The organism is Mycobacterium sp. ML4 (assembly GCF_054515735.1).
The window spans coordinates 1-22,038 of record NZ_JBTNSY010000006.1 but is presented as its reverse complement, the minus strand read 5'-3'; the positions used below and the strand labels follow the sequence as shown (position 1 = coordinate 22,038).

General features: G+C 67.2%; 24 protein-coding genes. 9 read left to right on the top strand and 15 right to left on the bottom strand.

The genetic code is table 11. The features are described 5' to 3' along the window. Nucleotides 1-205: 205 nt before the first annotated feature. From ACX9NE_RS07915 to ACX9NE_RS07890, 6 genes are all read right to left on the bottom strand, one after another. Nucleotides 206-1,669, bottom strand: a complete 1,464-nt coding sequence (locus ACX9NE_RS07915; RefSeq protein ID WP_459361140.1) for a neutral zinc metallopeptidase — start codon at nt 1,667-1,669, stop codon at nt 206-208. 79 nt (nt 1,670-1,748) lie between these two features. Next, nucleotides 1,749-2,177 (bottom strand): DUF4190 domain-containing protein, encoded by a 429-nt coding sequence (locus ACX9NE_RS07910; protein ID WP_459361139.1) that lies wholly within the window; start codon nt 2,175-2,177, stop codon nt 1,749-1,751. 63 nt (nt 2,178-2,240) lie between these two features. After that, a complete protein-coding gene (locus ACX9NE_RS07905) occupies nt 2,241-3,716 on the bottom strand; it encodes a M28 family peptidase (protein ID WP_459361138.1) in 1,476 nt (491 codons plus the stop codon). Then, nucleotides 3,713-5,215, bottom strand: coding sequence for a M28 family metallopeptidase (locus ACX9NE_RS07900; RefSeq protein ID WP_459361137.1), 1,503 nt, complete (start codon nt 5,213-5,215; stop codon nt 3,713-3,715). The genes ACX9NE_RS07905 and ACX9NE_RS07900 overlap by 4 nt, the downstream gene beginning before the upstream one ends. Before the next feature lie 42 nt (nt 5,216-5,257). Continuing rightward, on the bottom strand, nt 5,258-5,695 hold the full coding sequence (locus ACX9NE_RS07895) for a DUF2752 domain-containing protein (protein WP_459361136.1): 438 nt from the start codon (nt 5,693-5,695) through the stop codon (nt 5,258-5,260). A 4-nt stretch (nt 5,696-5,699) separates the two neighbouring features. Then, on the bottom strand, nt 5,700-6,041 hold the full coding sequence (locus ACX9NE_RS07890; RefSeq protein WP_459361135.1) for a CD225/dispanin family protein: 342 nt from the start codon (nt 6,039-6,041) through the stop codon (nt 5,700-5,702). A gap of 410 nt (nt 6,042-6,451) precedes the next feature. On the opposite strand from ACX9NE_RS07890, the gene ACX9NE_RS07885 reads away from it, so the two are divergent. Continuing rightward, nucleotides 6,452-6,955, top strand: a complete 504-nt coding sequence (locus ACX9NE_RS07885; RefSeq protein ID WP_459361134.1) for a serine/threonine protein kinase — start codon at nt 6,452-6,454, stop codon at nt 6,953-6,955. Nucleotides 6,956-7,142: 187 nt separating this feature from the next. Then, the gene (locus ACX9NE_RS07880) at nt 7,143-7,661 is read left to right on the top strand and encodes a serine/threonine protein kinase (RefSeq protein ID WP_459361133.1); all 519 of its coding nucleotides are present in this window, start codon (nt 7,143-7,145) and stop codon (nt 7,659-7,661) included. Nucleotides 7,662-7,666: 5 nt separating this feature from the next. Here the strand turns inward: ACX9NE_RS07880 and ACX9NE_RS07875 are convergent, their stop codons facing one another. Genes ACX9NE_RS07875 through thiO form a run of 4 tightly spaced genes read right to left on the bottom strand, consistent with a single transcriptional unit; the run spans nt 7,667 to nt 10,442 of the window. Next, a complete protein-coding gene (locus tag ACX9NE_RS07875; RefSeq protein WP_459361348.1) occupies nt 7,667-8,425 on the bottom strand; it encodes an SGNH/GDSL hydrolase family protein in 759 nt (252 codons plus the stop codon). A gap of 1 nt (nt 8,426) precedes the next feature. Continuing rightward, nucleotides 8,427-9,239 (bottom strand): thiazole synthase, encoded by an 813-nt coding sequence (thiG, locus tag ACX9NE_RS07870; protein ID WP_459361132.1) that lies wholly within the window; start codon nt 9,237-9,239, stop codon nt 8,427-8,429. Next, on the bottom strand, nt 9,232-9,429 hold the full coding sequence (gene thiS / locus ACX9NE_RS07865) for a sulfur carrier protein ThiS (protein WP_459361131.1): 198 nt from the start codon (nt 9,427-9,429) through the stop codon (nt 9,232-9,234). Before thiS ends, thiG begins: the two co-directional genes overlap by 8 nt. Continuing rightward, nucleotides 9,426-10,442, bottom strand: a complete 1,017-nt coding sequence (gene thiO / locus ACX9NE_RS07860) for a glycine oxidase ThiO (RefSeq protein WP_459361130.1) — start codon at nt 10,440-10,442, stop codon at nt 9,426-9,428. The genes thiS and thiO overlap by 4 nt, the downstream gene beginning before the upstream one ends. A 145-nt stretch (nt 10,443-10,587) precedes the next feature. Between thiO and thiE the strand changes: the two genes are divergently transcribed. After that, complete coding sequence (gene thiE / locus ACX9NE_RS07855) at nt 10,588-11,259, top strand: thiamine phosphate synthase (RefSeq protein WP_459361129.1); 672 nt, start codon at nt 10,588-10,590, stop codon at nt 11,257-11,259. Here the strand turns inward: thiE and ACX9NE_RS07850 are convergent. Continuing rightward, complete coding sequence (locus tag ACX9NE_RS07850; RefSeq protein ID WP_459361128.1) at nt 11,231-11,863, bottom strand: NUDIX hydrolase; 633 nt, start codon at nt 11,861-11,863, stop codon at nt 11,231-11,233. The two genes, thiE and ACX9NE_RS07850, sit on opposite strands and share 29 nt — an antisense overlap. 192 nt (nt 11,864-12,055) lie before the next feature. Between ACX9NE_RS07850 and glnX the strand changes: the two genes are divergently transcribed. The 5 genes from glnX to ACX9NE_RS07825 all read left to right on the top strand — a co-directional run bounded on the left by glnX (nt 12,056) and on the right by ACX9NE_RS07825 (nt 17,435). Continuing rightward, entirely contained in the window at nt 12,056-13,375 is a 1,320-nt protein-coding gene (gene glnX, locus ACX9NE_RS07845) for a protein kinase G-activating protein GlnX (RefSeq protein WP_459361127.1), read from the top strand. A gap of 11 nt (nt 13,376-13,386) precedes the next feature. Further along, nucleotides 13,387-14,337 carry a glutamate ABC transporter substrate-binding protein gene (locus ACX9NE_RS07840; protein WP_459361347.1) on the top strand — a complete coding sequence of 317 codons (951 nt, stop codon included), beginning with the start codon at nt 13,387-13,389 and terminating at the stop codon, nt 14,335-14,337. Beyond that, entirely contained in the window at nt 14,337-16,643 is a 2,307-nt protein-coding gene (locus tag ACX9NE_RS07835; protein ID WP_459361346.1) for a serine/threonine-protein kinase PknG, read from the top strand. Before ACX9NE_RS07840 ends, ACX9NE_RS07835 begins: the two co-directional genes overlap by 1 nt. Nucleotides 16,644-16,794: 151 nt before the next feature. Then, on the top strand, nt 16,795-17,214 hold the full coding sequence (locus ACX9NE_RS07830) for an Hsp20/alpha crystallin family protein (RefSeq protein WP_459361126.1): 420 nt from the start codon (nt 16,795-16,797) through the stop codon (nt 17,212-17,214). A gap of 11 nt (nt 17,215-17,225) precedes the next feature. Further along, a complete protein-coding gene (locus ACX9NE_RS07825) occupies nt 17,226-17,435 on the top strand; it encodes a hypothetical protein (RefSeq protein ID WP_459361125.1) in 210 nt (69 codons plus the stop codon). A 239-nt stretch (nt 17,436-17,674) separates the two neighbouring features. Here the strand turns inward: ACX9NE_RS07825 and ACX9NE_RS07820 are convergent, their stop codons facing one another. Beyond that, nucleotides 17,675-18,538 (bottom strand): hypothetical protein, encoded by an 864-nt coding sequence (locus tag ACX9NE_RS07820; protein ID WP_459361124.1) that lies wholly within the window; start codon nt 18,536-18,538, stop codon nt 17,675-17,677. 92 nt (nt 18,539-18,630) lie between these two features. After that, nucleotides 18,631-18,861: a hypothetical protein gene (locus ACX9NE_RS07815; protein WP_459361368.1), complete on the bottom strand. Its 231-nt coding sequence runs from the start codon at nt 18,859-18,861 to the stop codon at nt 18,631-18,633. Between ACX9NE_RS07815 and ACX9NE_RS07810 the strand changes: the two genes are divergently transcribed. Next, nucleotides 18,838-18,939 carry a hypothetical protein gene (locus ACX9NE_RS07810; protein WP_459361123.1) on the top strand — a complete coding sequence of 34 codons (102 nt, stop codon included), beginning with the start codon at nt 18,838-18,840 and terminating at the stop codon, nt 18,937-18,939. The genes ACX9NE_RS07815 and ACX9NE_RS07810 overlap by 24 nt on opposite strands. Nucleotides 18,940-18,963: 24 nt before the next feature. On the opposite strand, the gene ACX9NE_RS07805 is transcribed toward ACX9NE_RS07810, so the two are convergent. Further along, nucleotides 18,964-20,109 (bottom strand): acetate kinase, encoded by a 1,146-nt coding sequence (locus tag ACX9NE_RS07805; protein ID WP_459361122.1) that lies wholly within the window; start codon nt 20,107-20,109, stop codon nt 18,964-18,966. Beyond that, nucleotides 20,102-22,038 (bottom strand): phosphate acetyltransferase (pta, locus tag ACX9NE_RS07800; RefSeq protein ID WP_459361121.1); only part of this gene is annotated, 1,937 nt, incomplete at its 5' end. The genes ACX9NE_RS07805 and pta, both read right to left, overlap by 8 nt.

Here is a 22,038-nt window from a genome sequence, read left to right as displayed (position 1 = left end):
CGGAATGTCCATTAACATAAACAGCGCTTGAGGGGTGGTCCGATGGTTGGCGGGGTGTAGGTTGCAGCTAAATGCCTGGCGAGCAATCAGCCGGCTGCCGGCCATCGGACTTATTTTCGGCAGGTCCGCCGCATCACTGATTCACATCGCCGGGAGAGCTCATGACCCGCCGCGGCTTCGCTCGACCGCTGGCCGAGCCGCCCCGTCAGCCCGGGTAGCGCGCGTAGCAGCCATCCATTTCGCCTACCACGCCGGAGCGGAAGGCTGCGATGCGAGTGAACCCGGCCGGCACACTGACGCCGTCGGCGTCACTGGCCACCATGTGGTTGGTGAGCAGCCCGGCAACGGCTTCGTCTAGGTCACCGGCGGTCAGCACGAGCGAGTTCCCGGACGGCAGTTCGATGTTCGCGGACATCTTGCGGTGTGCGATGCCGGTAAGGCACGCGGTACGCAGCGCGGTCCACGGGCTCTGCATCGCCAGGCCACGCTCGTGCTGCATCGCAAGTGCGTAGCGCGACATCACGATCGACAGTGCGGTGTCGTCGCCCTGCGGCAGGCTCTGTTCCTTCTCGCCGGCGACCTTGCCCATGGTCGCCAGCGCCGGCAGATCGACGCTGATCGTGTTGGTGGCCGGGCAGTAGGAGGCGGGCGGGCTCGGCCTGGCGTCCGGGCAACCACCCGCCTTCAAGACCAACGTCGGCGGGCTCTTCGGCGAGAAGATCTTGCCCATCAATTCCATCAAGGTCTTGAGGGTGTCTTCGTTGATCTCCACCTCACCGGTCTCCGGGCCTCCGTTGGGATCGACCCGCAGCGCGGTCGGTAGATCTCCGCGCCGCTGCTCGACTTCGGCCTTGTTGATCGCCGCGCACGCCGGGGTACCGGTGATGAAGCCCATCTGGAAGGCGCTGACCCGGTCCAGGGCGGAGCCGTGCTCGTCGTCGTTCTGCGAGTCGGCGTCCATCACCGGGTCGCGCGTCGTGATGATCCCGGCGAGAACGTGGTCGAGCCCGTCGGCGGTGCTGATGTCGAACCGCGGCGACTTGCCCGAGGCCACGTAGTACATGTAGACGCCGGCGAAGCAGTCGGCCTGCTGCTCGCGCACGATGGTGGGGTCTTTCCGGGTGACCAGCTTGGCCATGGTCTGCAACGCGTGCCCGAATTCGTGTGCCAGCACGCCGTTCACCGACATGTCGCCGAAATACTTCTGCGCGACTGCCATGAATACGCCACGGTCCCACGCGATCATGTTGCACCGGGAGGTGTAGAAGGCGTTGACCAGATCGTAGGTCTCGTTTTGGCAGACGATCGGGCTGTTCGGGTCGTTGGAGTCATACGACACCAACTTGTCCACGGGTCTGAACGAGCCCTGCAGCGGCGCGGTGTAGTTGGCCTTCCAATACTCCTCGATGTCGTTGATCGACAACAGAGACAGCTTGTCGATGGGCCCGTTGTTGGTGTTCAGCACGGTGCCCGTGGGTGCCGGTCCGTTCGGTTTGGCTCCGCTGGGCCCATTGGTGGCCGGCAGCCCACCCACCCGGAACGGATCGTTGAGAATCGACACCGCGCGTCCGGTGACCATGGTGGTACAGCCGGCCACCACCAGCACCGCGCCCAGACAAGCCGACAGGGCGCGCGAGGACGCGACCAAACTGCGCGAGCGCATCTTCATTCGACCAACCCCGTCCCAACCGGCCTGCACGCAAGGAAAACCATTCTAAATGGGCCGCAACCCATCACTGAGCACTTAGTTACGGCCCCGAGAGTGCTTGCCGCCCAAGGTTGAACAACGAGGCAGCGGATTGCGGATCCCCGGCCTTGGAAGCCGCGAAAACCACCATGAAAATCAGGTAGAGCACCATGAACGCCACCCCGATGCCCCCGATGATCGTGCCGGCAATGGCCAGGCCACGTCCGCCCTGACCCGTCTGCTTGATCTGGTTGAGCGCGATCAGGCCGAAGACGACGCCCAGGATGGGCCCGACGCCGCAGATCCAGCCCAGCAGGGACGACACCAACGACGCGATCGCCATCGGATTCGTCGTGCTCGAGGGCGGCGGCCGATAGCCTCCGTAACCGTAGCCCTGCGGCTGATACCCGTAGCCCTGCGGCGGCGGGTAACCACCCGGCGGCGGGTAACCGCCCGGTGGGGGCGGGTAGCCCGGTGGTTGCTCGGTCACAGGAACCTCCTACCCAAAAGACGATTTCGTCTGCTCTCGGCCTGAGCCAGAAGCTCACTCTACTCAGGAAACCCGCGTCCGATGCCGTTTGTCGTGCGGTGTGACACCGTTGACGCCCCCGATCGAGTCCGCGTACGTGCCCACGGCGAACGCCACCCCGGAACCCATGACCGCCAGCGCATCCCGATTGATCGCGTCGACGGTGTCGCGGACGCTTTGATAGTTCGGATCGAACGCGGCACCGGCCTGCCCGCCCCACAGCCGAGCCTGCACGGTGGTTTTCGTCTGGGACGCACCGGTATTCATGCCCCCCACCGGGACGCCGGCAACCAGGAACGGATGATAATCGGTCCGGGTGTTCAACGGCATGTCGGCCGGTCGTTTGCCGGCCAGGTTCAGATATCCGGCCAGGGTGCGTTCGATGCCGGCCGAGCCCTCGGGTACGTCCGATGGTGCCACCCCCGGCCCGGCCGGACCGGACTGATCGCCGTCGTCGGTGAAGAACCCCGGGTTGGGGGAGCCCAGCATGTCGAAGTTCAGGTACAGCGCGATGTCGTTCAGCGCGTCGTTGTCGAGCCCGAACACGTAGTCCATCGAACCGTTGAGCCCGTTTTCCTCGGCTCCCCAGAATGCGAACCGCACCGCGTTGGACACCGGCGGCAGCGGGCCCAGCTGCAGAGCGGTCTCGAGCACTGCGGCCACGCCGGACCCGGCGTTGTTGATGCCCGGACTGCCGGGCGGGCTGTCCAGATGGGTGCCCACCAGCACCACGTCGTGCGCCGACCCGGTTTTGGTCTGCGTCAGCACGTTTCGCGAGATAACCTTGACGTTCTCGGCGTCCAGCACCAGCCGGACCGATGCGGTCGAACGGCCCAGCGCCGCCGTGGCGCTGGCGCCGATGACCGCGACCGGAACGGTCAGCTGGTTGTAATAGCCGGCATTGAACAGGGTTGGCGGTGCGCCCTGCCCGGTGGGCTGGCTCGTCACGATCAGCGCTGCGGCGCCCTTGGCCACGGCGATGTTCTGTTTGTCGACGACCGAGCACCGGCTGTCGTCGACGACCGCGATCGCGCCGGTGGGCAGTGTGGCGGGGTAGTCGCCCGCCGCGCAGCCTGCCGGTTGAGCAGGACGGACCACCGGTCCGGTCAGACCACCGGGCGGCGTCCGGACCAGCAGCGAGGCTTGATCGACCGGAAAGCTGCGGCCGCCGATCGTCACGACGGGCTTACCCTCCGAGACGTTGCGCAGCCGCTCGAACTGCGCCGTGGAAACGTCGAATCCCTTGCCACGCAACGCTTTCACCACATACTCGACACTCGCGTCGTAACCGGGGGTGCCCGTCGCCCGACTGCCGTTGTCGGCGTTGGCGATGTCCTGCAGTGCCCGCAGATGAACCCACATACCGTCGGCGGTCACCTTCGCCGCCAGCGATCGGCCCGGGTCGGGCGCGGTGGCCGGCGTCGCCCGCTGCGGTGCATGCGGGTCCGCACACGCGCCGACCAACAGGATCAGGAGCAGGACGGCCAGCGGCCTCGTCATGGCTTGACGAGCACGTGCCGGGTGCGGTCCTCCATGACCGGAACACCGTTGCGCCCGCCCAGATCCTGGGCGTACAGCGCTACGGCGTACGCGACGCCGCCACCCTGGATGCCCAGCGAGGTGCGGTCGATGTGTTCGAGGGTGTCGCCCTTCTGGTGATAGTTCGGATCGAACGGCTCGTTTGCAGTACCACCCCACAGCTTGGCCTGCTCGTCGGACTTCTTCGCCTCGGCGCCGGAGAACAAACCGCCGGAGGGGATGCCGGCCAGGGTGAACCCGTCGTAGTCGGAACGACCGTCGAACGAGGTGTCCTGGGCCGTCTTTCCGGCCTGCTTCAAGTAGGCGACCAGCGTCCGTTCGATACCGGCCGAACCCTCGGGCACCACCGGCTGACCGCGCGCGTCCAAGGCCAGCGACTGGTCGCCATCGTAGGTGAAGTAGCCGGGATTCGGCGATGCCAGCATGTCGAAGTTCAGGTACAGCGCGATGTGCTTGAGGCCTTCGAGGTCCAGCGACTCCACGTAGTTGCGCGAGCCGATCAGACCCAACTCCTCGGCACCCCAGAAGCCGAACCGCACCCCGTTGTGTATCTGAGGCGAGTTACCCAGTTGCACAGCCGTTTCCAGAATCGCGGCCACTCCCGAACCGTTGTCGTTGATGCCGGGGCCCTCCGGCACGCTGTCCAGGTGCGCGCCGGCCATCACCACGTCTGTCTGTGACCCGGTCTTGGTCTGCGCGATGACGTTGCGGGCCTTGAAACTTTGCGTGTTCGCGTTCAGTTTGATCGTCGCCGGACCGGATTTGGACCGTAGCTGGAAACCCACCGATTTGGTGACACTGACCACCGGGATCTTGACGTCTGTGTTTGCCCCGAGGGTGCCGCCCATCGACTCCTCGTCGACATTGTCGACGACGATCAGGGCCACCGCGCCGCGCTGGGCGGCGGCGTCCTCCTTCTGGGAGAACGGACAGTTGCCCCGGTCGACCACCGCCACCGCGCCTTTGGCAGGCAGCTTGTCGTAGTCACTGGGCGTGCATCCGGGGCTGTCATCTTCGGGTGCGAACAGCAGCGGCCCGGTCACCCCTTCCGGCGGAGTGGGGAGGCTGTATTCCAGCGCGCGCGCGTCCGCGGTCACCTCGCCGGCCGACACCGAACCCTTCTCCGAGTGGAACACCCTCGCCGAGAACTCAGGTGTCTGGACGTCAAAACCGCTCTTACGCAACGTTTCCACGACGTAGTCCACGCTGGCTTCGTAACCGGGCGTGCCCACCGCGCGGGTGCCGTTGTTGGCGTTGGCGATGTCCTGCAGCTTGGACAGGTGCGCCATCATCGCATCGGTGCTGACCTTGCTTCGGATCGTATTGGCGAACTCGCCGGCGGCCTGACTGACTCCGCTGGGGACCGCCTGCTTCGACCCCTGTCCGCATCCCGCCGTGAGGAAGGCGACGATCGCAATCACAGCCAGCACAGCCGGAATCGTCTTCAATTTGTGCACCATTGCGCCCAGACTAGACCGCACACCCCGCAGCAGCCGAAGCGGTCAGACGTAGAGCGCGTTGAACGGAGCGAACGGCAGATTACGCACCACAAACCAGACCACCACTAATGCCAGAGTCACCGTGGCCGCCCACCGATTGTGCTGCCAGCCTCTGATTCGCCGGCCGGTCCACCTGCCGTACGTCCAGGCCGCGAACGCGCACACCAGTAGCACCGCGGCCACCAGGCCGAGCGCGTTAAACCTGGCCGCGGCCAACACATCACCGTGCATCAGGCTGTACAGCATTCGCATGCTGCCGCAACCGGGGCAATCGATTCCCAGCAGCGTCTTGGTGGGGCAGGTCGGCAGTGGGCCGTTGGGAGTAGTGGGGTCACCCAGCCAAATGCCGGCGCATACCACAGCCGAGGCTGCGGCCACGAGTACCGGGGCGCTCAATCGCGCACCCAGTGCCGCGGGAACCGACCCTTGGCGGGTCACCATCACATCAGCCCAGGCTCAGCGCATCGACCATCATCATCGCTGCCGAGCTGGTATCTGTGTTCATCGCACCCAGCGCGATCAGGATGCCGTAGATGATAGCCACGACGATTCCGGCGATCACCGAGTACTTCACGAATTTCTTGGCGCTGTCCGCAGCGGCCTGCGCCTCAGCGTACTGACCCTGCGCCCACAGACCACTGACCTGCGTGGACTTGACGATCGCCACGATCCCGAGCGGAAGGCAGCAGAACAGCGTCGCCAGGATCGACCAGACCAGGTAGTTGTCGGGCTGCTGACCGGCTGGCGGCTGCTGCGGCGGGTAACCGGGAGGAGGTGGTTGTGTCATTTATTCTCCAGATCAGAAGAGTTAGCTGGCGTGAAGCGAGGCTTACCATACCGGAGAGGCGTCGCCAGGGCATCACCAATTGAAAATTGGCACTTCGGCCTCCTCGGCAGTGTCGGAGCGGGTCCGTAGGCACCATCCGGCAGGCACCCGTTCTCTCGACGAATACGCATGTGGGGCAGAGGATTTCCACGCTGGCGAAGTGCCCGTCGACCGCATCACAGCTCAATGCGCGCCATCGGGGACCGATGCCAGGACAGACAATTTCCCACGGAATGTTTGGGAGGGCTGCGGCGTAGCTCGACGATGCCAACGCCGGGACAGGCCTGTCCTGCCGGGGGGTGCGAGAAATACACTCACCGATATCAGGGCAGCCGCACACGTCGGTCCGACGACCTTTAAGGAGCCAGGGGATGTCTCACCTCTACACCGCGCTGCGAGCCGCGACGGCCGCAGCGCTGATGGGCGGCTGCGCCTTCGCGGGCACCGCCGCCGCCCACGCCGACCCCAACGACACCCTGGCCGCGTCCCTGTCCAAGGGTTACTCGATGAGCAACTGCACCCCGAAAGAGCCGCCGGCGGGTGTGGCGGCGGCCATCAACTGCGGACAGAACGCCGACGCCAACGGCCCGGTCAAGGCGACATACCTGCTGTACAACAACCCGGGTGACCTCAGCGGCGGGTTCACCGCCAGCATCAAAGACGAGACCCTGACCGCCTGCGGCGACAGCGGCCAGTCACCGACCACCTGGCACACCGGCAGCGCCGGCGCCACTGCGGGGCAGGTCGCTTGCGGTACCTACCAGGGTGCCGCCGAGATCATCTGGACCACCGACGCCAAGAACGTCCTGAGCTACATTCGCGGAGCCAACACCGACGTGCAGGCGCTCTACCAGTGGTGGCGCACCAACGGCTGACTCTTCGCCTGCGCCGCAGGCACTTCGGCAGTCCCCGCCAAGGAATATCTTGGCAAACCGCTTGCGTGGTAGCACGATAGGCTTACGATGCCGTTGGCAAAGAAATTCGTGTTGCCGATGAACGACGCAGATAACTCCTCGAGATCAGCGCAGCACCACACTGTCTAACTATGACAAGGAGCTACAAATGACCTATCTCACGAACGCGCTGCGGGGCGTTACGACCGCCGCACTGGTTGGCGGCTTCGCCTGCGCGGGCGTTGCCACCGCATCGGCCGACCCCACCGATGCATTCGCCGGCTCACTGTCGAAGGGCTACTCCTCCAGCAACTGCTCCTCGCAAGCGGTTTCCGAGGTACAGTCCGCATTCCCGACGGTGCAGGCGGTACTGGCCTGCGGACAGAATGCCGACAGCTCCGGACCGTCCTCTGCGAAATACTTCCAATTCCCCAACAGCGCAGACCTCGCCAGCTCGTTCACCAAACTCATTGGCAGCGACCAGCTCACGAAGTGCGGGGATGCGCAGTCGCCGACGACATGGCACCAGGGCAGTTCCACCGATTCCGCCGGACAGGTGGCTTGCGGTACGGATGACGGTAAGGCAGAGATCATTTGGACCGTCGACGCCAAGAACGTTCTTGCGTTTGTTCGTGCATCGGGTAGCGACACGGCCGCGCTCTATCAGTGGTGGCGCACCAACGGCTGATCCGGTCAGAGGGTGGTCGCCACCAGCTCGGCCACGGCCCGCATTCCGACGGCGTTGGGGTGCAGCGGGGCGGGCCGACCGGGCAGCGGCACAACGGGTTTGGTCACCCAGGGCGCACTCGACCACGCATGGCGATCACGGCTGGCCGCCGCGGCGCAGACGACTTCACAGTCTGTCGCCGCGGCGGCTTTCGCCGTTAGTCGCTCGAGGGTGGCGGCTATATGCCGGCCCAGATCGGCGTGTTCGCCGGACAGCGGCGGCGCCGGTTGACCCGAGGGCGGTAGCAGCGTCAGGTAGTCGACGAACAACACCCGGGCGTGCGGGGCGCGCTGCCGGATCGACCGACCCACCTGGCACAGCGAATCGAACACGCGGCCCAGTGCCAGCTCGCGCTCGTTGCGGTCCAGCAGTTCACCGATACGCCCCCCGACCAGCGGCAGACGTCGCGCGATGGACGGCAACGAGGCGACCGTCAGCAACGGCACATAGCCGACGTCGTTGCCGCCGATGGTGACCGTCACCAGCGCTTCCGACCCGTCCAGCGCCGCCAGCTGCGGCGGCGCGCCGTGTTGGCGTTCGGAGAGCACGTGGGCGGTGGTGGCCCCGGAGTAGGTGACGTCGGTCAACTCCAGGCCGGCACGCTCGGCGACCAGATGCGGATAGTTACGCGCCGAGCGGCCCGACCGCCACGGCGCGCCGTCGGCGCGCGGCCGGATCCCGGGGCCGGCGGCCATCGAGCTGCCCAGCGCGACATAGCGTTTCAGCTCAGGTCTGATTGCCCGCCTCCTTAGCAGGGGGCTCCGTGACCGCTGGCGTCACCGGGCGGGCAGGACTGGACGCCTGGGCCCAGAAGCGTTTCGGGATACGCCCGGCGCGGCGCGCCAGGAAACCGGCCGTGACGCCGGCGGCCATCGCGGCGGCCATCGCCGCCGGATCGGCGGCGCGGGTGACCGCGGTGGCCAACAGCACCGCGTCACAACCCAACTCCATGGCCAGTGCCGCATCGCTGGCGGTGCCGATGCCCGCATCCAGGACCACGGGCACACCGGCGCGCGCCACGATCATCTCGATGTTGTGCGGGTTGGAGATGCCGAGCCCCGTGCCGATCGGCGAACCCAGCGGCATCACCGCCGCGCAACCGGTGTCCTCCAGCCGCCGGGCCAGCGCCGGGTCGTCGTTGGTGTACGGCAGCACCACGAACCCGTCGTCCACCAATTGCTCCGCCGCGCTGACCAATTCGACCGCATCGGGCAGCAGGGTGCGCTCGTCGGCGATCACTTCGAGCTTGACCCAGTTGGTTTCCAGGGCCTCCCTGGCAAGTTGGGCGGTCAGGACCGCCTCGGCGGCGCTGCGGCACCCGGCGGTGTTGGGCAGCGGCGTGATGCCGAGTCGATTCAGCAGGTCCAGCAATCCGGTGCCGCCCTCGGCGTCCACCCGTCGCATGGCAACCGTGGTCAGCTCGGTGCCGGAGGCCACCAGCGCATCCTCCAGCACCGCAAGGCTGGTCGCTCCCCCGGTGCCCATGATGAGACGGGACGTGAAGGCGCGGTCCGCGATCGTCAGTTTGTTGTCAACCACCTTGCACCGCCGTCACCACCTCGAGTCGCGCGCCGTCGAAAAGCCTTGTCGTCCAAGCAGAGCGGGGCAGCACCGCGTCGCCCATCGCAACCGCTACGCCACGGTCCGGAAAGCCCAGAGCGCTCAGCAACGCGCCGACCGTCGTCAATTCGTCGATCTCCACCCGCTGCTCGTTGACCGTGACGATCATGACCGGGCTCCCACCGGAAGAAGTTCGGACACAATCTTTTCGGCGGTCCACGGCGCCAGCAGGAAGCCGGAGCGACCGTGACCGGCCGCCACCAGTGTCCGCTCGTCGAGTCGTCGCACAATGGGCAGGTTATCGGTCGTCATCGGGCGCAGGCCAGCGGCGCATTCGGCGAACTCGTACTCGCCAAGCGCCGGCAGCACCGCGCACGCGTCGTCGAGCAGGTCGCGGACGCCCGACACCGCCGGCGCGGTGTCGCGGCCGTGCTCGTACTGGGTCGCGCCCACCACCACGCCGTCCGCGCGCGGCACCAGATACACCTGACGTCCGTGTACCCGGGCCCGGACCACTCTGGTCGGCAGCGGCAGGCATCCCTTGCGCCAGCGCAACCGCAACACCTCACCCTTGACCGGCCGCACCCCCAGCCCGGGCCACATGGCGGGTGCGTCGATCCCGTTGGCGATCACCGCGGTATCACCCTGCGCGGAGTTGAGGTCGGTAATGGGTTCAGCCCAGCGCACGCCGAGACGCTCGCAGTCGCGGGCCAGGGCGTCCAGCACGGCGCGGTTGTCCACGGCCAGCTCGGTCGGCGCCCGGAAACCATGCCGGATGCCTTGCGCCAGAAGCGGTTCGACGTCGCGTGCAGCGGACTCCCAGACCACCGGATGGCCCTGCGCGGACAACCAGTCGGCGACGGTGCGCAGGTCGGCGACGTCGGCCCGGTCCACCGCCACCACCAGCGATTCACGTGCGGTGACCACCGCCGGATCCAGTCCGTCCAGGAAGCCCTCGCGCCACAGCCGCAACGACTCCAGACCCAACCGCAGCAGCCGATCCTCCCCGGGCCAGCCCTCACTGTGCGGGGCCAGCATGCCGCCGGCCACCCACGAGGCGCCCCGCTCCGAGCTGCGGTGCACCGTCACCGGCAACCCGGCCCGGGCCGCCCGGCGCGCCACCGACAGGCCGATGACCCCGCCACCGATCACGGCCACCGAACCCGCAACTGCGTTGGACATCCTCTGCTCCCTTCGCCGGCATGACCCGGATCAGGTGTGACGGTAAGGACAGGTCGATCGCTCATTGTCCACTCTCAGCCCCGCTGGTCTGCCCGGGACTCCCGTGTGTTCTTCAGACTCCACGCTAGCGCGCTACCGTCGCGGTGTGCAGGACCCCCTTTCCCGTCTCGCCCAAGCACGGCTGTATCTGTGCACCGACGCGCGCCGCGAGCGCGGCGATCTGGCCGAATTCGCCGATGCCGCCCTGGCCGGCGGAGTCGACATCATCCAGCTGCGCGACAAGGGATCGCCCGGCGAGCAGCGGTTCGGCCCGCTCGAGGCGCTCGACGAGCTGGCCGCCTGCGAGATCCTGGCGGCCGCAGCCCGCCGCCGCGGCGCTCTGTTCGCGGTCAACGACCGCGCCGATATCGCGCGCGCCGCAGGGTCCGACGTGCTGCACCTGGGTCAGCGCGACCTGCCCCTGGATGTGGCGCGGGACATCGTCGGACCCCATACCGTGATCGGGCGATCCAGCCACGATGCCGGCGAAGCGGCCGCGGCCGCCGCCTCGGCAGCTGACTACTTCTGCGTCGGCCCCTGCTGGCCCACCCCGACCAAACCGGGCCGTGCGGCGCCGGGCCTGGAGCTGGTACGCACCACGGCCGCGCTGGGCACCGAGACGCCGTGGTTCGCCATCGGGGGCATCGACCTGGCACGGCTGCCCGAGGTGCTTGCTGCCGGCGCCCGCCGCATCGTGGTGGTGCGGGCCATCACCGCCGCCGCGGATCCGCGGGCCGCGGCCGCAGAACTCAGCTCGGCGCTTGCAGCAGCGCGCTGATCCGCCGGCTGAGCGGCGAGTGCGCCTCGTCCGCGGCGCCGGGCATGCACCAGACGAAGACACCCGCCTCGATCTCGACGGTGCGGGGCAGGCCGTTACGCAGTTCATCGCCGTGATCGAGCGGCACCGTCGCCGGTGCCGTGCGGAGCCGCTGCCAGCTGGAGGCGAGTCCGGGATGCAGCGGCAGGTCGTCGACCTCATTCTCGCCGACCCAGCGCAGCTCGGCGCTCTCCCGGTTGGCCACGGTCGGCAACAACTCCCCGGTATCGGCGACCACCGTCGTGTAGCTCCACTGCATTCCGCCCCGGCCTGCGACTTCCGCCGTCACCACGACCGCCCGTACCGTCAGCCGCTCGGCGGCCAGGCCCGCCTCCTCCTGCGCTTCGCGAACCGCCGTCTGCTCCGGGGTCTCGTGACTGTCGCGCGCGCCGCCGGGCAGACCCCAGGTGCCGCCCTCATGGCTCCACACCGCACGGTGCTGCAGCAGTACCGCAGGGGTGCCGTCCGGTAGCGGAGCCCGCAGCAGCAACCCGGCAGCGCCATACCTACCCCAGTAATGCCCGCCGCGCTCGGAGATCACCCAACCGTCGCCGTCGCCCTGCACGGATTCAGGATATGCAGGACCTACCCGCCCGGCGACCGTGCCATCCGGGGCCGGCGGAGGCGAGGGGAGCGGGCAAGCGCCATTGCGATCCCGGGCGGGCAATTGGCCGGGCCTCCCCCCATCCGCCGCACATTGCTCTTAGAATTCGCTTATACGGGTTCGTAATATGGCCGAGATGAGGTCCGAGCAGACGTGACGGTTGAGCTGGCGCACCCGTCGACCGAGCCGATGGGATTGCGTTCGCCTGCGGAACCGGCTCATCCCCGATGGTGGTTCGTCTCGACCACCCCCGGGCGCATCCTGACCATCGGTATCGTGCTGGCCGCCCTGGGGGTGGCCAGTGCCTTCGCGACCTCGACGACCATCAATCACCGTCAGCAGGTGCTGACCACCGTCCTCGACCACACCGAGCCGCTGTCGTTCGCAGCTGGGCGGCTCTACACCACACTGTCGGTGGCCGACGCCGCCGCCGCGACCGCATTCATCGCCCAGACCGAGCCGCGGGCCGTCCGGCTGCGCTACGAACAGGCCATCACCGACGCCGCGGTTGCGGTGACCCGGGCATCCAGCGGATTGACCGACGAGACGCAGGTGCAGCTGCTGGGGCGGATCAATGCCGAACTGGCGGTCTATACCGGGCTGGTCGAGATCGCCCGCACCAACAACCGGGCGGGCAACCCGGTAGGTTCGTCGTACCTGTCAGAGGCCTCGGGGCTGATGCAGTCCCAGATCCTGCCCGATGCTCAGCAGCTCTACCAGGCGACCTCGGCGCGGGTCGACAGCGAGACCACCGCGTCGACCCAGTTTCCGGCGCCGGTGATCCTGGTCGTTGCCACCACCGTGGTGTTCGGTGCGTTCTCGCACCGCTGGCTGGCCCGGCGCACCCGACGCCGGATCAACCCGGGTCTGGTGGTCGGCGCGCTCAGTATCCTCATCATGATGGTGTGGGTCGGGACAGCGCTGACAATCTCGACGACGGCCAGTCGCAGCGCCAAGGACACGGCGGCCGAGTCGCTGCGGTCGGTCACCAACCTGGCCATCACGGCCCAGCAGGCCCGCGCCGACGAGACGCTTTCACTGATCCGGCGCGGCGATGAAGAGGTGCGCAAGCAGGCGTTCTATCAGCGCATCGACGCCATGCACCACCAGCTCGACGCATACATGACCCGCCGGGACGCCGTCGACAAGCCCGACCTGCAGGGCGCCGACCAGTTGCTGGTCCGCTGGCAGCAGGCCAACGACCGGATCAACGCCTACATCTCGGTCGGAAACTACCGGGCTGCCACCCAGGTCGCGCTCGGCAAGGGCGAAGACGACTCCACCCCGGCGTTCGACAAGCTCGACGAAGCCCTCACCAAGGCCATGGAGCAGAGCCGCAACCACCTGCGCAACGACGTCCTCAACGCCAAACGCGGGCTGGCCGGAGCGCAGGTCGGCGCGGTGGTGCTCAGCCTGGGTGCGGCCATCGCGGTCGCGCTGGGCCTGTGGCCACGGCTCAAGGAGTACCGGTGACGCCCCGGCGGATGACCGCGTTGATCGCCGCGGCGGCCCTGCTGGCCGGGTGTGGACACTCCGAGCCGTTGAAGGTGGAAGTGACGCCGACGCTGCCGCTGCCGACTCCGGTGGGCATGCAGGAATTGCCGATGGAGGCGCCGCTGCCGCCGGACAACACCAGCCAGGATTGCAATCCCACCGCCAGCCTGCGCCCGTTCCCCAACAAGGCCGACGCCGACGCCGCGGTGGCCAACATCCGCGCCCGCGGCCGGCTGATCGTAGGCCTCGACATCGGCAGCAACCTGTTCAGCTTCCGCGACCCGATCAACGGGGAGATCACGGGCTTCGATGTCGACATCGCCGGTGAGGTGGCACGCGATATCTTCGGCGGACCCTCGCACGTCGAGTACCGCATCCTGTCCGCGGATGAACGGATCACGGCCCTGCAGAAGTCGCAGGTCGATGTGGTGGTCAAGACCATGACCATCACCTGCGAGCGACGCAAGCTGGTGAACTTCTCGACCGTGTACCTCGATGCCAACCAGCGCATCCTGGCGCCGCGGGACTCGGCGATCTCCAAGGTGTCCGATCTGTCCGGCAAGCGCGTCTGCGTGGCCCGGGGCACCACGTCGCTGCGCCGGATCCGCGAGATCGCCCCACCGCCGGTGATCGTGTCGGTGGTGAACTGGGCCGATTGCCTGGTGGCCATGCAACAGCGCCAGATCGACGCCGTGAGCACCGACGACTCGATCCTGGCCGGGTTGGTGGAAGAGGACCCCTACCTGCACATCGTCGGCCCCAACATGGCCACCCAGCCCTACGGCATCGGGATCAACCTGGACAACACCGGCCTGGTCCGCTTCGTCAACGGCACCCTGGAGCGCATCCGCACCGACGGCACCTGGAATACCCTGTACCGCAAGTGGTTGACGGTTCTGGGGCCGGCACCCTCGCCGCCCCAGCCGAGGTACGTGGACTGATGGGTAAGCCGGCGCAAGAAGACGAGTTGGGCCAGGAAGAGTCGCCCGGCACGCAGCCGGCTGCCCAACCGGAGGATGCGCAGACGGGCGCGACCGCGACGACGGGAAGCAGGCCGCAGGCCACTCAGGCGCTGTTCCGGCCTGACTTCGACGACGACGATGACGACGACTTCCAGATCTCGCTGGGCAGCATCGACACCCAGCCCCAGGACCGGATGGTCGCAGCGACGCGCGCCCTTCCGCCGGTGCGGCAGCTCGGCGGCGGGTTGGTGGAGATTCCGCGGGTCCCGGACATCGACCCGGTCAAGGCGTTGATGACGAACCCGGTCGTGCCGGAATCCAAACGGTTCTGCTGGAACTGCGGCCGGCCGGTCGGACGGTCGGCCTCCGACAAGGGTGCTGAAGGGTCCAAGGAAGGCTGGTGCCCTTACTGCGGCAGCCCGTATTCCTTTCTCCCGCAGCTGAACCCCGGCGACATCGTCGCCGGTCAGTACGAGGTCAAGGGCTGCATCGCGCACGGCGGCCTGGGTTGGGTCTATCTGGCGGTGGACCATAACGTGAACGACCGCCCGGTGGTGCTCAAAGGCCTGGTGCACTCGGGAGACGCCGAGGCACAGGCGATCGCGATGGCCGAGCGGCAGTTCCTGGCCGAAGTGGTGCACCCGTCGATCGTGCAGATCTTCAACTTCGTCGAGCACAGCGACAAGCACGGCGATCCGGTCGGGTACATCGTCATGGAGTACATCGGCGGGCAGTCACTCAAGCGGGGCCGCGGAGAAAATCTGCCGGTCGCCGAGGCGATCGCCTACATCCTCGAGATACTGCCCGCGCTGAGCTACCTGCATTCCATCGGCCTGGTCTACAACGACCTGAAGCCGGAGAACATCATGCTCACCGAGGAGCAGCTCAAACTGATCGACCTCGGTGCCGTCTCGCGGATCAACTCGTTCGGCTACCTCTACGGCACCCCGGGTTATCAGGCCCCCGAGATAGTTCGGACCGGTCCGACGGTGGCCACCGATATCTACACCGTAGGACGCACGTTGGCGGCGCTGACCCTTACTCTGCGCACGCGTAACGGCCGCTATGTCGACGGGTTGCCCGACGACGACCCGGTGCTGATCAAGTACGACTCTTTCGCCCGGTTGCTGCGTCGCGCAATCGATCCCGACCCGCGACGACGGTTCAGCAGCGCCGAGGAGATGTCGGGGCAGCTGATGGGGGTATTGCGGGAGGTCGTGGCCCAGGACACCGGGATCCCTCGGCCCGGGTTGTCGACGATCTTCAGCCCCAGCCGCTCGACGTTCGGAGTGGATCTGCTGGTCGCGCACACCGACGTGTACCTGGACGGCCAGGTGCACTCGGAGAATTTGACGGCCAAGGAGATCGTCACCGCGCTGCCGGTGCCGCTGGTCGATCCGACCGACGTGGCGGCCCCGGTATTGCAGGCGACGGTGCTTTCGCAGCCGGTACAGACACTGGACTCGCTGCGGGCGGCCCGGCACGGCTCCCTGGATGCCGAGGGCCTGGACCTCAGCGAGTCGGTGGAGCTGCCGTTGATGGAGGTCCGGGCGCTGCTGGACCTGGGGGATGTCAGCAAGGCCGCCCGCAAGCTGGAAGATCTTGCCGAACGGGTCGGCTGGCAGTGGCGACTAATCTGGTACCGGGCGGTGGCCGGGTTGCTCACCGGCGACTATGACTCTGCCATCAAGCATTTCACCGAGGTCCTGGACACGTTCCCGGGCGAACTGGCACCCAAACTGGCGCTGGCTGCCACGGCCGAACTGGCCGGCAACCCCGACCAGCACAACTACTACCAGACGGTGTGGGCCACCAACGACGGCGTGATCTCGGCGGCTTTCGGGCTGGCCAGAGCCCGCTCGGCGATGGGCGACCGCAGCGGCGCGGTGCGGACCCTCGACGAAGTACCGCCCACCTCGCGACATTTCACCACCGCTCGCCTGACCAGTGCGGTCACCCTGTTGTCCGGGCGCAGCCAGAGCGAGATCACCGAGGAGCAGATCCGCGACGCGGCGCGGCGGGTGGAAGCGCTGCCGCCCACCGAACCCCGGGTTCTGCAGATCCGCGCACTGGTGCTCGGCGGCGCGATGGACTGGCTGCAGGACAATCGGGGCAACAAACAAGCCAGCACGAACCACATCCTGGGATTCCCGTTCACCGACCATGGCCTGCGGCTGGGTGTCGAGGCATCGTTGCGCAGCCTGGCCAGGGTGGCACCCACCCAGCGCCATCGCTACACCCTGGTGGACATGGCCAACCAGGTGCGACCCACGAGTACCTTCTGACCGGTAGTTGCACGCGCGCAACAACATTGAGAAGAAATTTCGGCGCTAATTCTTGCGTTCGACCCGGTGCCGTGCTAAATCAGATGTATGCCGTCAGGCACACATTTACTCAAGCTTTGACACCACATTGAATGAGTTGGAGGTGGCGACGATGCTGATGCGAACCGATCCGTTCCGCGACTTCGACCGCTTCACCCAGCGGGTCTTGGGGACCGCCGCACGTCCGTCCGCGATGCCAATGGACGCCTGGCGCGACGGCTCGTCGTTTGTCGTGGAGTTCGATTTGCCCGGCGTCAAAGAGGATTCGTTGGACATCGACATCGAGCGCAACGTGGTGACGGTGCGCGCGGAGCGCCCCGATGTCGAACCGGGCCGGGAGATGGTGGCCAACGAGCGCCCCCGCGGTGTGTTCAGTCGGCAGTTGGTGCTGGGCGATAACCTGGACACCGAGAAGATCGAGGCGTCATACGACGCGGGAGTCCTGACACTGCGAATTCCGGTGGCCGAGAGGGCAAAGCCGCGCAAGGTAGCAGTCGAGCGGCGCAACGGGCACCAGGTCGTCGACGCCTGAGAGGCCACCAGATGACCAGCCTGTTGATTCCGGCTGAGCTGGACCTGGCCGGGGAAGTCGCCGAGCTGATCGCCGAGGTCGACGCCATCTTGTGTGCGGCCGTGGCTACCAGTCGCCGGCCACCGGCATCACCCGTCGCCTCGAGCGTCCCACTCAGGCCGCGTCCCGGACCAGCGCACCGGGTGCGCGCCGTCCAGCGCAGCCCCCCGGCTTCCCCTTGAGCACGAGCACAGTTGAGCACTTCGAAAGGCAGGTGATGGCATCACAATAGACACAGCCGAGCGGCCCGTACCCCGGTCCACATGTGAGCGCGCTCATCGCTGATGAGATTCGCCATTGCCCCTGTGGGCGGTCAAGGCCGGGGCGGGCGCCGGCCGCCCGTTCCATCGAGTGTGCGTACACCGCGCGATTTCGGTCTTATCCGCGCGGTGGCGGCACACTCAAAGCAGTAGCAGCACAATCAAATCCGCGACCGGGCCGCCGCCGCCTCGAGCGCGGCGCGGACCCGTCGCACAATCTCCGCCGGATGGTTCTCGGCGACTACCCGGACGACGATCCAGCCCATCCGCTCGAGCATTTCCAGCCGTTTGATGTCTTTGACGAATTGACGGCGGTCGGTGCGATGGTGGTCGCCGTCGTACTCGACCGCTACCATCGACTCCCGCCAACCCAGATCCAGATACGCGAGGGGAAGGCCGTCACCGCCCACCACCGGAATCTGTGTCTGCGGCCGCGGAAAGCCGGCATCGGTGAGCAGTAGCCGCAGATAGCTTTCCCGCGGCGACTGCGACCCTGCATCCACCAGCTCGAGCGCAGCCTCCAAACGCCGCAACCCCGGTGAGCCGGGATGGCACTCGGCGAGCGTCAACACGTCGTCGACCTTGAAACCCGTTGCGCGAGATAACGCATCGAGTCGCGCTACCGCCGACCGTATCGCCCCGCGCCGGCCGATATCGAAGGCGGTTCGCTCGGGTGTGGTGACCGGGCGCCCGTCGATGATCTGGACTTCACCGTCGTGCAGGCCTTCGCGCCGAGTCAGTACACCGCGCGGCGCCCTCGGATTGCGGTGGATCAGCTCGATCGGAACGTCGTCGGGGATCCACTCGGCCCCATGCAGCGCGGCCGCGGCCGCACCCGCGATCGTCCCTCGGCGACGCGACCACAGCCATGCCGCGACAGTGCGCTGCTGCAGCGAGGGCTGCAGGCCTTTCGGCAGGTAGACATTCGGGAACACCGGCCGGTACCGCGTACGCAGCCGATGCCAGTCCAGGGCACCGGACGCCAACGCCTCGCTGCCGATGAAGGGACCCGCCACGTCGCTCATGCCAGCACGCTCGCATGACGACCGCGTACGGCGCTTACCACCGTCCACAGCCACACTCAGCGAAACATAGGTTTGCGCGCGACGGTAGGACACTATGGCCGGGCAGTCCCCGAGATGGATCGCGGGGCCCGCGTCCTGCGCAGGACCGGGTTCGGGGTCACCGGCCCCGAGGTCGACGCGGTGGTCGGACAGAACTGGCCCAGCAATGTCGATACCGCGCTGGCCGCCGACCGCGGCGCGATCGCCACCCCGATACCAACAGCGCCAAAGCCGCCAACGAGAACCTGGCCCGCGAATTCGTGGAGCTGTTCACCCTGGGCCATGACAACGGCTATACCCGCGCCCTGACGGGCTGGACGCTCGGCACCGACGGCCGAACCGCCCTGCTCGCACACCGCTAGACCCGCGCCCCAAGAGGCCGGCCCCTATAGCAAGCTCACGCAGTCCTGTGCGATGGCCAGTTCCTCGTTGGTCGGCACCACCAGAACCGCGACCCGCGAACTCGGCGTGGATATCCGGCGCATACCGGAGGCCGACGCGGCGTTCGCTTCTTCATCCAGCTCGATTCCCAACTCCCGCAGCCCCGACAGCGCATCCCGGCGCACCGCCGCGTCGTGCTCGCCGATGCCCGCGGTGAAACTCACCACATCGGTGTGGCCCAGCACCGCCAGGTAGGCGCCAATGTACTTGCGCAGCCGGTGGATGAACACGTCGTAGGCCAATTTTGCTGTGGAGTCGCCGGAGTCGATCATCGTCCGCAGCCGCCGAAAGTCACGCTCGCCGCTCAGGCCGAGCACGCCCGCGTGATTGTTCAGCATCGACTCGATCTCGTCGACACTCATACCGGCGGTCCGCCACAAGTAGCCGAACACGCACGCATCGATGTCACCGCTGCGGGTGCCCATCACCAGGCCTTCCAGCGGCGTCAAGCCCATCGACGTCTCTACCGGTCGCCCGGCGGCTAACGCGGATGCCGATGCACCGTTACCCAGGTGCAGCACGATCTGATTCAGCTCGCCCTGCGGTCTGCCCAGAAACGCCGCCGCCTGCCCGCTGACGAATTCGTGTGAGGTGCCGTGGAATCCGTACCGGCGGATCTGCCATTTCTTGGCGAGTTCGCGATCGATGGCGTAGGTGGCGGCGGCCGCGGGCAGGTGATGGAAGAACGCAGTATCGAACACCGCGATGTGCGGCACTGCGGGCGGCAGTTTGCGTGCCACCTCGATGCCTCGTAGTGCCGGCGGGTTGTGCAGCGGCGCCAGCGGGGCGAGCTCCTCCAGTTCCCGGATCACGTCGTCATTTAGCAGGGTCGGACGGTGAAAACGATTGCCGCCATGAACCACCCGGTGCCCGACCGCGGCGAGCCCGCAATGCTGCAGGTCGATACCGTCGTCGGTCAGCATCTCGAACGCGCGGCGCAGCGCTTCTTCGTGATCGGGGATCGGTGATGACGGCTCCCCGATCTTTTCGACCGTGCCACCGGCTCGCGACTCACCGGAATCAGGATCGACGAGCTGGAATTTCAATGATGAGGATCCGGAGTTGATCACCAGGACCAGACGATCACTCATGGATGCCCTGCGCCTGAATCGCCGTGATCGCCACGGTATTGACGATGTCCTCGACCAGCGCGCCCCGGGACAGGTCGTTGACCGGCTTGCGAAGGCCCTGCAGCACGGGACCGATCGCGATGGCACCCGCGGAACGCTGCACCGCCTTATAGGTGTTGTTGCCGGTGTTCAGGTCCGGAAAGATCAGCACGGTGGCGCGGCCGGCGACCGGCGAGTCGCGCATCTTGGTCGCCGCGACCGATGGGTCGACCGCGGCGTCGTACTGGATCGGCCCCTCGACCAGTAGCTGCGGATCCCGGGACCGCACCAATTCGGTTGCTTTCCTTACTTTCTCGACGTCGGCACCGGACCCCGACGCGCCAGTCGAGTAGGACAGCATGGCCACCCGCGGCTCGATGCCGAATTGGGCGGCCGTGCGCGCCGAGGAGATCGCGATGTCGGCGAGCTGTTCGGTGCTCGGGTTGGGAATGATGGCGCAGTCGCCATAGGCCAGCACGCGGTCCGGCAGGCACATCAGAAAGATGCTGGAGACCGTGGACACATCGGGCATCGTCCGGATAATTTCCAGCGCGGGCCGCACGGTGTGCGCGGTGGTGTGCACGGCGCCCGACACCATTCCGTCGACCTTTCCGTTGTACACCAGCATGGTACCGAAATACGTTGCGTCGTTCATGATTTCGCGGGCATGCTCCAATGTGACGCCCTTGGCCTTGCGCAGCTCGGCGTACTGTTCAGCGAACTGCTCGTGCAGGTCGCTGCTGCGCGGGTCGAGCACCGTTGCGTCGTCGAGGCTGACGCCGAGTTCCGCTGCCCGCGATCGGATTTGGGATTCGTCTCCCAGGATCGTCAAGTCGGCGACACCGCGCTGCAGCAGGCGGCCCGCCGAGCGCAGGATCCGGTCGTCCTCGCCTTCGGGCAGCACGATGCGCTGGCGGTCGGCCCGGGCGCGCTGCTCCAACTGGTGGGTGAACATCTGCGGCGTGGTGACGGTCGGGATCGGGATGGTGAGCTGCTCGAGCAGATCGTCGACGTCGACATGCCGGTCCATCAGCTGCAGTGCGGTGTCGATCTTGCGTTGCGAGGACGCGGTGACCCGGCCGCGGGCAGCGGCCGCTGCGCTGGCCGTGTCGTAGGTGCCCAGCGCGGTGGCGATGATGGGCAGCCGCAGCCGCAGACCGACGACGAGGGCGGCGATCGATGGGTGCAGATCGAAGCCGCCGTTGAGCACGAGGCACGACAATGACGGAAAGCCTTCTGCCGCATGGGCACTGGCGACCGCGAGCACCACGTCGGAGCGGTCGCCGGGGGTGATCACCGCCATACCGTCGCGCAGCCGTTCCAGCACGTGGTCGGCCGTCATCCCGGCGACCATCACGTCCATCACCTCGCGCTGGGCCAGCTGTTCGTCACCGCGAACGGGCGTACCGTCCACGGCTTCGGTCAGTTCGGCTACCGTCGGCGCCGCCAGCAACGGCTCCTCGGGCAGCACGTAGGCGCGCGGGGTGAACTTGCGGAGCGCATCGGCGACGTCCTGCATTTCGTCCGGTTCACACCGGTTGGCGACGACGGCCGCCGTGTGCGCCCGCTGCGCGGACAGTTCGGCCAGACACACCTCGACCACGCTGGCGACCTCGTCGGGAGTACGGCCCGTGCCACGCACCGTCAGCAGCACCGGTGCGCCCAGGTTGACCGCGATCCGGGCGTTCACCGAGAGTTCGGCCGGGCTGGTCACGTCGGTGTAGTCACTGCCGACGATCACCACCGCGTCGCAGTGCTCGGCCACCGCGTGATAGGCGTCGACGATGCGGGCGATCGCGGCGTCACTGTCGTCGCGCAACTGCTGGTAAGTCACCCCGACGCACTGCTCGTAGGTCAGACCCGCGGTGGAATGCTCGAGCAGCAGCTCCAGGATGTAGTCACGGTCCTCGC

What these genes read in the sequence shown, in the direction of transcription:
- ACX9NE_RS07895 (WP_459361136.1), bottom strand. Translation starts at nt 5,695, where the DNA reads ATGGTGACCCGCCAAGGGTCGGTTCCCGCGGCACTGGGTGCGCGATTG.
- ACX9NE_RS07840 (WP_459361347.1), top strand. Translation starts at nt 13,387, where the DNA reads ATGACCGCGTTGATCGCCGCGGCGGCCCTGCTGGCCGGGTGTGGACAC.
- thiS (WP_459361131.1), bottom strand. Translation starts at nt 9,429, where the DNA reads ATGATCGTCACGGTCAACGAGCAGCGGGTGGAGATCGACGAATTGACG.
- ACX9NE_RS07805 (WP_459361122.1), bottom strand. Translation starts at nt 20,109, where the DNA reads ATGAGTGATCGTCTGGTCCTGGTGATCAACTCCGGATCCTCATCATTG.
- ACX9NE_RS07815 (WP_459361368.1), bottom strand. Translation starts at nt 18,861, where the DNA reads ATGGCCCAGGGTGAACAGCTCCACGAATTCGCGGGCCAGGTTCTCGTT.
- ACX9NE_RS07915 (WP_459361140.1), bottom strand. Translation starts at nt 1,669, where the DNA reads ATGAAGATGCGCTCGCGCAGTTTGGTCGCGTCCTCGCGCGCCCTGTCG.
- ACX9NE_RS07830 (WP_459361126.1), top strand. Translation starts at nt 16,795, where the DNA reads ATGCTGATGCGAACCGATCCGTTCCGCGACTTCGACCGCTTCACCCAG.
- ACX9NE_RS07820 (WP_459361124.1), bottom strand. Translation starts at nt 18,538, where the DNA reads ATGAGCGACGTGGCGGGTCCCTTCATCGGCAGCGAGGCGTTGGCGTCC.
- ACX9NE_RS07825 (WP_459361125.1), top strand. Translation starts at nt 17,226, where the DNA reads ATGACCAGCCTGTTGATTCCGGCTGAGCTGGACCTGGCCGGGGAAGTC.
- ACX9NE_RS07885 (WP_459361134.1), top strand. Translation starts at nt 6,452, where the DNA reads ATGTCTCACCTCTACACCGCGCTGCGAGCCGCGACGGCCGCAGCGCTG.
- ACX9NE_RS07880 (WP_459361133.1), top strand. Translation starts at nt 7,143, where the DNA reads ATGACCTATCTCACGAACGCGCTGCGGGGCGTTACGACCGCCGCACTG.
- ACX9NE_RS07890 (WP_459361135.1), bottom strand. Translation starts at nt 6,041, where the DNA reads ATGACACAACCACCTCCTCCCGGTTACCCGCCGCAGCAGCCGCCAGCC.
- thiO (WP_459361130.1), bottom strand. Translation starts at nt 10,442, where the DNA reads ATGTCCAACGCAGTTGCGGGTTCGGTGGCCGTGATCGGTGGCGGGGTC.
- ACX9NE_RS07900 (WP_459361137.1), bottom strand. Translation starts at nt 5,215, where the DNA reads ATGGTGCACAAATTGAAGACGATTCCGGCTGTGCTGGCTGTGATTGCG.
- ACX9NE_RS07835 (WP_459361346.1), top strand. Translation starts at nt 14,337, where the DNA reads ATGGGTAAGCCGGCGCAAGAAGACGAGTTGGGCCAGGAAGAGTCGCCC.
- ACX9NE_RS07905 (WP_459361138.1), bottom strand. Translation starts at nt 3,716, where the DNA reads ATGACGAGGCCGCTGGCCGTCCTGCTCCTGATCCTGTTGGTCGGCGCG.